The following is a 10,630-nucleotide window of genomic DNA, read 5'->3' on the forward strand; positions in this document are numbered from 1 at the left end:
GACATCTACACAGTTACCTATCGCTACTGTGACATCTACACCGTTACCTAAAGTAGCGCCTCCAGCGCCCTCTTCGCCACCACCTCCCCCAGCAAAGCTAACTCCATTTACCGAAAACCTACCCAATGGACTAACACTGGAAATGGTAGGCTTACCAGCAGGTCAATTTCTCATGGGCTCTCCTGACAGTGATCGCGATGCTGAAAGTTGGGAAAAGCCTCAACACCAAGTTAAAATAAACAGTTTTGCTATTGGCAAATATCCTGTCACTCAGGCACAATATCAAGCGGTAATGGGAACAAATCCCTCTCAGTTTAAAAACAATCCCCAAAATCCGGTAGAAAAGGTTAGCTGGGACGACGCTCAAGCTTTTTGTCAGAAATTGAGTCAAATAACCGGGAAAACCTATCGCCTACCGACAGAAGCGGAATGGGAATATGCCTGTCGTGCGGGGACCACTACTCGCTATTATTTCGGTGATGATGCTAATCAGTTAGAAGATTACGCTTGGTATGAAGGAAATTCTCAAAATACAACTCATCCTGTGGGTCAGAAAAAGCCCAATGCTTGGGGACTGTATGACATGAGTGGCAATGTTTGGGAGTGGTGCGAGGACAATTGGCATAATAGCTATCAGAATGCGCCAAGGGATGGCAGTGCCTGGGTAACAAATAATAGTAATGTTCACATAATACGTGGCGGCTCTTGGGACGACATTCCCGAGTATTGCCGTTCCACCGATCGCTCCAACGGCGATATCCTCAACCTCAGCATCGGTTTTCGGGTGGTGTGCGTCCCCAGTGTGACATCTACACAGTTACCTATCGCTACTGTGACATCTACACCGTTACCTAAAGTAGTGCCAACTCCACTGACAAACTTTACCGAAAACCTACCCAAGGGAATAACACTGGAGATGGTAGGCTTACCAGCAGGTCAATTTCTCATGGGTTCTCCTGATAGTGATCCCGATGCTACAAGTTATGAAAAGCCTCAACACCCAGTTAAAATAAACAGTTTTGCGATCGGGAAATATCCTGTCACTCAGGCACAATATCAAGCAGTAATGGGAACAAATCCCTCTCATTTTTCAAATAATCCCCAAAATCCAGTAGAAAGGATTAGTTCGGACGACGCTCAAGCCTTTTGTCAGAAATTGAGTCAAATAACCGGGAAAACCTATCGCCTCCCCACAGAAGCGGAATGGGAATATGCCTGTCGTGCGGGGACCACTACTCGCTATTATTTCGGTGATGATGCTAATCAGTTAGGAGATTACGCTTGGTATAGCGGAAATTCTCAAAATACAACTCATCCTGTTGGTCAGAAAAGGCCCAATGCTTTCGGCCTCTACGATATGCACGGAAATGTCTGGGAGTGGTGCGAAGACAATTGGCATAATAGCTATCAGAATGCGCCAAGTGACGGCAGTGCTTGGCTGATAAAGGATAATGATTATCAAATAGTGCGGGGCGGTTCTTGGTACGGCCTTCCAAATCTCTGCCGTTCCGCTTACCGCAACTTCAACTACCGCCGGGGCAACATCGTCAACTACTTCGGTTTTCGGGTGGTGTGCGTCCCCAATGTGACATCTACACAGTTACCTATCGCTACTGTGACATCTACACCGTTACCTAAAGTAGTGCCAACTCCACTGACAAACTTTACCGAAAACCTACCCAAGGGAATAACACTGGAAATGGTAGGCTTACCAGCAGGTCAATTTCTCATGGGCTCTCCTGATAGTGATCGCAATGCTAGGGATTTTGAAAAGCCTCAACACCCAGTTAAAATAAACAGTTTTGCGATCGGGAAATATCCGGTGACTCAGGCACAATATCAAGCGGTAATGGGAACCAATCGCTCTCATTTTTATAATAATCCCCAAAATCCGGTAGAAAGGATTAGTTGGAATGACGCTCAAGCCTTTTGTCAAAAATTGAGTCAAATAACAGGAAAAACCTATCGTCTCCCCACAGAAGCGGAATGGGAATATGCCTGTCGTGCGGGGACTACCACTCGCTTTTATTTCGGTGATGATGCTAATCAGTCAGGAAATTACGCTTGGTATTACAAAAATTCTCAGCGGACAACTCATCCTGTGGGTCAGAAAAGGCCCAATGCTTGGGGACTCTATGACATGAGTGGCAATGTTTGGGAGTGGTGCGAAGACGATTGGCACGATAACTATATCGGAGCGCCAAAGGATGGCAGTGCTTGGTTAACAAATGATAATGATTATCAAATATTGCGGGGCGGTTCTTGGTACAGCGTTCCCTCTCTCTGCCGTTCCGCTTACCGCCTCAGATACTTCCGCCGCGACAACCTCAACGACATCTTCGTCGGTTTTCGGGTGGTGTGCGGTGCTGGGAGGACTCTGTAACCCTTATTCTCTTTTTACCCTTTTTTACCCTTTTTTACTTTTTCTCTTTTTCTCTTTTTCCCGCCTAGCGGCGGGTCGATTTTTTTGAGATTTTCTAGGGTGCGTCCCAGGCAGCTTTTGCCTTTTTGACAGCAGCCCGTAGTTGGGTTGACGACTGTTACCCAACACCCTCGGAACCAAGATTAAATAGGGTATGATGGACGTTGGATAGATTTTCTCCTATTGCCGTGAGCGAAAGCGTCTATATTGAAACCAGTATCTTAGGCTACCTAACTGCTCGACCCAGCAGAGATATTATTGTGGCGGCTAATATTGAGATAACGAGGGAATGGTGGGAATTTCGTCGAAACGACTTTATTCTGTACACTTCCGAGGCTGTCCTAGAGGAAGTAACTAAAGGAGATACAGCGATCGCCTCCGAAAGGCTGGATATTTTGCGTGATTTTCCCTTGTTAGCATTGAACGAAGCTGCACAAGGTTTGGCTAAACAATTCTTAACCCGCAGTAATCTGCCTCCAAAAGCGAAAGTTGACGCGATCCACATTGCCGCCGCAACTGTCCACGGTATGGATTATCTGTTAACGTGGAACTGTAAGCATATTGCTAATGCTCAAATTCAGAGAAAATTGGCAGAGATCAGCATTGATTTTGGATACGAGTTACCGATTCTTTGTACACCCAACGAACTGTTAGGAGGTTGATTATGTTTCATGATGAGATCGTCGAAGAGATCCACCGAATCCGTGAAGAGTATGCCAAGTCCTTCAACTATGACTTGGATGCAATCTTTGCAGATCTACGCAAGAAGCAAGCGGAAAGTGGCAGAGAAGTTGTCACCTTGTCGCGAAAACCCGGTCTAGCAAAACGTTGGAGCGGACGACCGAAAGATATTGGTGATGATACCAGTCGCCGCTCAAGTTAGAATGGGATGACGAAGTAAAAGCTTTTTCGGCAAATTGTCCCCAATTAAATTATCAACTTTAGAGCATTGCTGGCCTCAGATATCTTAGGGTGCGTCCTAGGCAGCTTTTGCCTTTTTGGGAGCAGTTTAATCTAATACTAAATCCGTTGAGTATAGGCTACATATCAGGAGAGGCAACAGACAACAGGCAACAGGCAACAGGCAACAGGCAAAACGGAGAATAAATAATCAGTTTTTAATAAGCGGATTTAGTATCATCCCCTAAACTGCCTGATTCTGCTCAATGAGTAAATCAATCTCATCTTCATGAGCCGCTGCATATACCCAAGCATTAGCTAAATCCGTAGCTTTAATAAGTAGCTGGTTATAATTAAATTAAAAATGGATTTTAGGTTCGATCCCCCCTGCCCCCCTTGATAAGGGGGGTGCCGATAGGCGGGGGGATCCCCCCTTAATCCCCCCTTAATAAGGGGGGCATCTGATAATTTTTAACGCCTACCTACTTAGTCGGATAACTTGTTAATAAATCAGCATCACTATAACCAAGACGACGAGCTTCTACTAACACCCAAACTGGAATTCTTGTATTGGCAATGCAGGCTTGTCCACCACAAACTTTAGGCGTTTTCTCAATTCCCTGCCAATTACCACCAAGACTTTGAGCGAGTAACTGGATTACCTGCACTTTTTCCCTAGGTTTGAGGGCAAGAAGTTGCTCTTCTAACTCTTTGATGATCACAGGCTTAAATCCCCATAAAGTTTTGGCCAATTATCCCTAATCATTTTACCAGAAAATTTGGGTTGAAAAACTCCCACTTTTAGTAGAGTCTAGGGTGCGTGTTTGCGGCTATCAATTCGGTCAAAAAACTCAAATTAACAATCCGCCGTAACGCACCACCTTTATCATTCGGGTTGCCTGTGTCTCCCCAAGACTTTAACCCTTTGCTCTTCTATCTTTCCCGCCTAACATTACCTCGATTTTTTTGAGAAAATTGAGGTAATGTTAAATTTTGTTAAGGACAATGAAAATGAAACAGTTATCGGCTATCAAAAAGTATTATAATTGTCTTTTCTATCCTAAATCAACAGTTTCTGCTTATCAATAATTATGAATACCTATCAAACCTATTTAAATATTGAAATTCTCAAAAGATTATCCTCTCTAACTTACCCTTTGAAGCAGCAACAAAGTTAGCCATTAACATTCAAGTGGTTGAGGATGAAAGGACAGAAGCGGATTTTGAAACCTTATTAGATAAAACCAAGGGAATCTGGGCTAGTGGAATATAGCTAGGTAATAGGTGTAGGGATAATTCATGAATTATCCCTACTAGGTAATAGGTGTGGGGCCAATTCATGAATTAGCCCTACAATAGGCGTTGTCAAATTGAAAGATGCCCCGAATCAGCCCGGAACTGAAATTACTTTGACTTGCCCTGAGCCAAGTCGAAGGGTAGCAAGGATTGCATGGCATCTTTCCTATTCTGATCTGACAACGCCCTTTCCTAGCAAAGTTTTTGAGTATTTTCCCCAATCTTTATCAATAATGCTGGCTAAGTACATAAATTTTCACAACTCGATCGCTACAACTACCCGGCCAAGAACTACAATAACCCTAGGCATCTGTGTGAAAAAAGGCCCATCTATGCAACTTTCGCCCCAAGAAAAAGATAAATTACTGATTTTCACGGCGGCACTGCTCGCCGAAAGACGCAAAAACCGCGGTATTAAGTTAAATTATCCCGAAGCGATCGCCTATATTAGCGCCGCCATCCTCGAAGGTGCTAGGGAAGGTCGTAGCGTGGCTGAATTGATGAGTTACGGCACGACTTTATTAACTCGCGAGGAGGTAATGGAAGGTATCCCGGAAATGATTACGGAAGTGCAGATCGAAGCGACTTTTCCCGATGGTACTAAATTAGTTACCGTTCACAATCCCATTCACTAACAGGAGATTTTTAGCACTTATGATTCCGGGAGAAATTATCACACCATCCGGGGCGATCGAGATTAATGTCGGTCGCGACACCCTGCGTATTTCTGTGGCTAATACAGGCGATCGACCGATTCAAGTGGGTTCCCACTATCATTTTTATGAAGTTAACGAGGCCCTGGAGTTCCAGCGCGAATTAACCAAAGGAACCCATCTGAATATTCCCGCGGGTACATCAGTTAGATTTGAACCGGGAGACACGAAAGAGGTGGAATTAGTTGCCATCGCGGGAACTGAAGAAATTTATGGCTTTAATGGTTTAATTAATGGTTCCCTCAAGGGCAAGAAAAAGAAAAAGTAAGGTCTTGACAGAAAAATTATCATAGTTCGATCGCTCAATTATGGTAACATCAAGGCAACGATAACTAATTCTTTCCAAGACTATGACGACGGTAAAAATTGGCATTATTGGCGGCAGTGGTTTGTATAAAATGGATGCCCTCAAGGATGTGCGGGAAGTATCCCTCGATACTCCTTTTGGTTCTCCTTCCGATGCTTTAATTCTCGGTACTTTAGAGGGAACAGAAGTGGCCTTTTTAGCGCGTCATGGCAGAAGTCACCATTTTTTACCGACCGAATTACCCTTTCGAGCTAATATTCACGCTCTCAAACAATTAGGGGTTGAATATATTATTTCCGCTTCGGCCGTTGGTTCCCTAAAAGCCGAAGTTAAACCCCTAGATTTAGTCATTCCCGATCAATTTATTGACAGAACTAAAGAGAGAATAGCGACTTTTTTTGGGGAAGGAATTGTTGCCCACGTTGCCTTTGGCGATCCCGTTTGTCCCCAATTAGCCGAAATTTTGGGGGATGCCGTCGCTAGTTTAAACCTGCCAGAAGTTACCTTGCATCGGGGCGGTACATACATCTGCATGGAGGGGCCGGCTTTTTCTACTAAAGCGGAATCAAATCTCTATAGAAGTTGGGGGGCAACCGTGATCGGTATGACCAATTTAACCGAGGCCAAATTAGCCCGAGAAGCGGAAATTGCCTATGCTACCTTAGCCCTAGTTACCGATTATGATTGTTGGCATCCCGATCACGATCATGTCACGGTAGAAATGGTGATCGAAAATCTGCACCATAACGCTATTAATGCCCAAAAAGTCATCCAAGAAACGGTGCGCCGTCTAGCAGCTAATCCTCCCGTTTCTGCCGCTCATTCTGCCCTTAAATACGCTATTCTTACCCGTCTAGATTCTGTTCCCGTCGCCACTAAAGAAAAATTAGCTCTCCTGTTGAAAAAATATCTTGAAGAAGTAGAGAAATAGCCGAGAAAAGTGGCCGATGAATCTAGAAGTGGGTCATTTTTCTCGCTGTGATCCAGACGATCAATTTGACCCAAATTCTAAGTTATCTCTGGCTTAACTAGCTAGATATTCTCTGATGTTGCCCTTGCGTTTTCTTAATTTAGCGATCGCTTCTCGTTCGATCTGACGGACTCGTTCACGACTGATATTGAGTCGAACGCCAATTTTTGCTAGGGTGAGGGGCTGCCCATTATCTAAACCAAAACGCAGAGAAATCACTTCTTTTTGTTGAGGGGTGAGGTCTGCCATCAGTTTTTCTAAGTCCACTTGGAGGGAAGAATAGGCAGTGTAATCTTCGGGGGAAAGTCCCTTATCTTCCAAGAGTTCCCCTAATTCCGTGTCTTGATTGTCCCCCACCTTTAAGTCAAGGGAAAGGGGTTGACGGGCCCTTTCCAAGTAGTCTCGCACCTGTTTGGGAGTTAGGTCTAATTCCTCGGCTAATTCGGCAATGGTGGCAGCGCGACCTTTATCTTGAGCTAGTTGACGCTGGGCTTTTTTGATTTTATTCAGTTTTTCGGTGATGTGGATAGGCAGACGGATGGTGCGACTTTTTTCTGCGATCGCCCGGGTGATGGCTTGGCGAATCCACCAATAGGCATAGGTGGAAAAGCGATAGCCTTTGGTGGGATCGAATTTTTCCACCCCTCTTTGCATCCCAATGGTTCCCTCTTGGATGAGGTCCAATAGATCTAGATTGCGTTTTAGGTATTTTTTAGCGACGGAAACCACTAGACGCAGGTTCGCTTCTACCATCTTGCGTTTGGCGAAATCCCCCGCCCCTAATTCTCGACGTAGTTGTTCTTCACTAATTTCCGCCGCTTCTGACCACTGGCGATCGCTGGGGTCGCTGCCGAGTTTAGCTTTTAGGGATTCTTTGATTTTTTCCAGAAAAATTAATCTTTGTACCTGTTTCGCGTAGAGAATTTCTTCTTCATGGGAAAGAAGGGGAACTCGGCCAATTTCTCTGAGATAGGCGCGAACTGGATCGGTGAGGTTTTTCGAGGTTTTCATGAGTGCGCGTCGATTGAGGGTTGATATTCAGGGATTGATGGCGTTTTTAAGATCGCTTCCCCAGGGGCAGTTAAGGAGATGCTATCAGGGTTTTTTCTAGTTTTGTAAAGAGATCGGTAAGTGATTACTCAAGGATAGAGAGAAATCTAATTGACGATTTAATTGGCTCTATAGTCCGGTTTTTAGCTATATGTAGAGTTTATGGGCATAAATGGCAAGTAGTGACAACCTTGTTTATTTAACTAATATTACAACAAGTATTAAATATTGTAAAGTTTATGAGAAAAAAAATCATCCCTCTCAGGAACGCACCGATGAAGGAGAGGTTTGAGTATCTATACTCATAGATTACCCAGAGGTTTCCGATCAGGCTGCAATCTAGATGACAAAATCAGCAATTTTCTCATCTAGATTGCATAGCGATCAGTGAGGGAAGTATTTTCAGTGAACAGTGAACAGTAAACAGTAATCAGTGAACTGAAAACTCACATCTGATAACAAGGGCCGAATCTAAGACCTAATTGGTTAAGCTAAAAGCTTTGATGTGCTTAGTTTCTAACCTTCTTTTTAGGTAGGAGAATTGTCAGATTCTGTCTTTTGCACGAGTGCCTGTTGCCTCTTGCCTTCAGAAGCTGATAACTGTTTACTGATTCAAGGCTGCCTCCTGTCTATTGCCCTTGCCTAGCGGTTCAGGGGGGATTGTGTAAAAATAAGAGAAGATCGGTTTTTTTTCACTAAACCTATGGCCACTTCTTCCATTGCCGTTAGAGAATTACCTCTCTTTCCCCTACCCGAAGTTGTTTTATTTCCGGGTCGTCCTCTGCCCCTGCACATCTTCGAGTTTCGCTATCGGATTATGATGAATACGATATTGGAAGAAGATCGTCGTTTTGGGGTCTTAATGGTAGATCCGGCCACGGGAGAAATCGCTAAAGTGGGCAGTTGTGCGGAAGTTGTCCGTTGTCAACGTCTCCCGGATGATCGGTTAAAAATTCTCACCATCGGTCAACAGCGCTTCCGTGTCCTAGAATACGTCCGGGAAAAACCCTATCGCGTCGGTTTAGTGGAGTGGATTGAAGATGTCCCCACCCCCCAAGATTTGCGACCTCTGGCCAAAGAAGTGGATCGACTGCTGCGGGATGTGGTTCATCTATCAGCCAAATTAACCGCTCAAAAAATTGAACTCCCCGACGATTTGCCCAGTCTTCCCCTGGAATTATCCTACTGGGTGGCGGGTAATCTCTACGGTGTGGCCGGGGAACAACAAGCTTTATTAGAAATGCTCGATACAGTCAGTCGTCTGCAACGAGAATCGGAAATTCTCACCTCGACTCGCAATCATCTGGCCGCTCGCACGGCTCTTAAAGATGCTTTAAATCAATAGACCTCTGGCAAAAATCAAAAATCTGACCTTAGGTGAGGAGTCTCCGAGCCAGTAGTCAGTAGTCAGGAGAATTAAGAATGAGCATTAATCAATTAAATGCTCTATTTAGGGATTTTACGCAATTTTATGCCTATTTTTCTCATTTTTGAACTATCAAAAATTAATTAGGCAAGAACTCTAATGATATTGAGGTTTTCAAGCTTGAGGAGATGGCAGTGGAGGTGTTATTTCAGTAATCAGTAAACAGTGATCAGTAAACAGTGAGCGGTAAACAGTGAGCGGTAAACTGCTATTTAATACTGCTCACTTAACACATACTGCTCACTTAAAACTCCAATCTGATAACTGATAACTGATAACTGATAACTGATAACTGATAACTGATGACTGATGACTGATAACTGATAACTGATAACTGAATTATGCCTAATCTCAAAGCGATTCGCGACCAAATTCAATCGGTCAAAAATACCAAAAAAATTACCGAGGCCATGCGTCTGGTGGCGGCCGCAAAAGTGCGCCGCGCCCAAGAACAAGTTCTCTGTACCCGTCCTTTTGCCGATGCCCTCGCTCAGGTACTCTATAATCTCCAAGGTCGTTTGGCCTTTAGTGATGTTAATTTACCCCTGCTGGCCCAACGGGAAGTAAAAACCGTGGCTCTGTTGGTAGTCACAGGCGATCGAGGTCTTTGTGGCGGTTATAATACTAACGTCATCCGTCGTGCCGAACAACGGATGAATGAATTAAAAGAGCAAGGGATTAAGTATCAATTAGTTGTTGCCGGCCGGAAAGCGGCACAGTATTTCGAGCGCCGGAATGCTCCCATTGCCGCTAAATTTATCAACCTCGAACAGATTCCCACTGCCGATGAAGCTGGCACTATTGGGGATGAATTGCTTTCCTTGTTTTTATCGGAAACAGTCGATCGCGTCGAGTTAATTTATACTCGTTTTATCTCCCTGATCAGTGCCACTCCGGTGATTCAAACCCTGTTACCTTTAACTACTCAAGGTTTAGCGGTACAAGATGACGAGATTTTCCGTTTGGTGACTAAAGAAGGAAAATTTAAGGTACAACGGGAAAAAATGGCCAGCCAACCAGCGCAGGTTTTTCCCCAAGACATGATTTTTGAGCAGAATCCCGTCCAAATCCTCGATTCTCTCCTGCCTTTGTACTTAAATAACCAATTACTGCGCGCCCTCCAGGAATCGGCAGCTAGTGAATTAGCAGCCCGGATGACAGCGATGAGCAACGCCAGCGAGAACGCCAGCGAGTTAATCGGGACTTTAAGCCGTACCTACAACAAAGCGCGTCAAGCCGCTATTACGCAAGAATTGTTAGAAGTAGTAGCGGGGGCCAACGCTCTCTAGGTTTAAGCCAGTTTTTCTTCTGATTATCAGTAGGAGTGATTGTTTTCACTCCTTTTTTTTATATTAGCTGGCGTAATACTAAATCCGGTTATTAAAAACTGATTATCTATTCCTCCTAAGTATCTAAGCACAATTAATTACACATCTAAGCCACTACTCCGTCAGACTTCTGATGTGAGGAAACAGTGAACTGAAAACTCAAATCCGATCCCTAATAGCTGTATCCCGTCTCCCGTCTCCCGTCTCCCGTCTCCCGT

9 protein-coding genes and 1 pseudogene are annotated in these 10,630 nt (G+C 44.4%); 8 read left to right on the forward strand and 2 right to left on the reverse strand.

Translation table 11 applies throughout. The annotated features are described in order from the left end of the window. Positions 1–118 precede the first annotated feature (118 nt). The 3 genes and pseudogenes from O9334_RS07695 to O9334_RS07705 form a co-directional block, all read left to right on the forward strand. A pseudogene (locus O9334_RS07695) lies at positions 119–2,383 on the forward strand (formylglycine-generating enzyme family protein); the annotation flags it as partial. A gap of 227 nt (positions 2,384–2,610) precedes the next feature. Next, positions 2,611–3,084 (forward strand): type II toxin-antitoxin system VapC family toxin, encoded by a 474-nt coding sequence (locus tag O9334_RS07700; protein WP_043997957.1) that lies wholly within the window; start codon positions 2,611–2,613, stop codon positions 3,082–3,084. 2 nt (positions 3,085–3,086) lie between these two features. Then, entirely contained in the window at positions 3,087–3,305 is a 219-nt protein-coding gene (locus O9334_RS07705) for a hypothetical protein (RefSeq protein ID WP_079207363.1), read from the forward strand. A 499-nt stretch (positions 3,306–3,804) separates the two neighbouring features. Here the strand turns inward: O9334_RS07705 and O9334_RS07710 are convergent, their stop codons facing one another. Then, positions 3,805–4,044, reverse strand: coding sequence for a DUF433 domain-containing protein (locus O9334_RS07710; RefSeq protein ID WP_079209096.1), 240 nt, complete (start codon positions 4,042–4,044; stop codon positions 3,805–3,807). Positions 4,045–4,950: 906 nt separating this feature from the next. On the opposite strand from O9334_RS07710, the gene ureA reads away from it, so the two are divergent. The 3 genes from ureA to O9334_RS07725 all read left to right on the forward strand — a co-directional run bounded on the left by ureA (position 4,951) and on the right by O9334_RS07725 (position 6,569). Continuing rightward, positions 4,951–5,253 (forward strand): urease subunit gamma, encoded by a 303-nt coding sequence (ureA, locus tag O9334_RS07715; RefSeq protein ID WP_002738360.1) that lies wholly within the window; start codon positions 4,951–4,953, stop codon positions 5,251–5,253. 19 nt (positions 5,254–5,272) lie between these two features. After that, positions 5,273–5,599 (forward strand): urease subunit beta, encoded by a 327-nt coding sequence (ureB, locus tag O9334_RS07720; RefSeq protein ID WP_045356217.1) that lies wholly within the window; start codon positions 5,273–5,275, stop codon positions 5,597–5,599. An 82-nt stretch (positions 5,600–5,681) separates the two neighbouring features. Next, positions 5,682–6,569: an S-methyl-5'-thioadenosine phosphorylase gene (locus O9334_RS07725; protein WP_287999782.1), complete on the forward strand. Its 888-nt coding sequence runs from the start codon at positions 5,682–5,684 to the stop codon at positions 6,567–6,569. Between the two features lie 93 nt (positions 6,570–6,662). Here O9334_RS07725 and O9334_RS07730 read toward each other — a convergent pair whose 3' ends face one another. Then, positions 6,663–7,619 carry an RNA polymerase sigma factor, RpoD/SigA family gene (locus O9334_RS07730; RefSeq protein ID WP_045356207.1) on the reverse strand — a complete coding sequence of 319 codons (957 nt, stop codon included), beginning with the start codon at positions 7,617–7,619 and terminating at the stop codon, positions 6,663–6,665. Positions 7,620–8,361: 742 nt separating this feature from the next. Here O9334_RS07730 and O9334_RS07735 point away from each other — a divergent pair. Together O9334_RS07735 and O9334_RS07740 are read left to right on the forward strand one after the other, a co-directional pair. Continuing rightward, positions 8,362–9,003, forward strand: a complete 642-nt coding sequence (locus O9334_RS07735; RefSeq protein WP_045356206.1) for an LON peptidase substrate-binding domain-containing protein — start codon at positions 8,362–8,364, stop codon at positions 9,001–9,003. A 422-nt stretch (positions 9,004–9,425) separates the two neighbouring features. Continuing rightward, positions 9,426–10,373 carry a F0F1 ATP synthase subunit gamma gene (locus tag O9334_RS07740; protein ID WP_002763363.1) on the forward strand — a complete coding sequence of 316 codons (948 nt, stop codon included), beginning with the start codon at positions 9,426–9,428 and terminating at the stop codon, positions 10,371–10,373. Positions 10,374–10,630 lie beyond the last annotated feature (257 nt).

The organism is Microcystis sp. LE19-8.1F (assembly GCF_027531715.1).
Classification (GTDB): Bacteria; Cyanobacteriota; Cyanobacteriia; order Cyanobacteriales; family Microcystaceae; genus Microcystis; species Microcystis wesenbergii_A.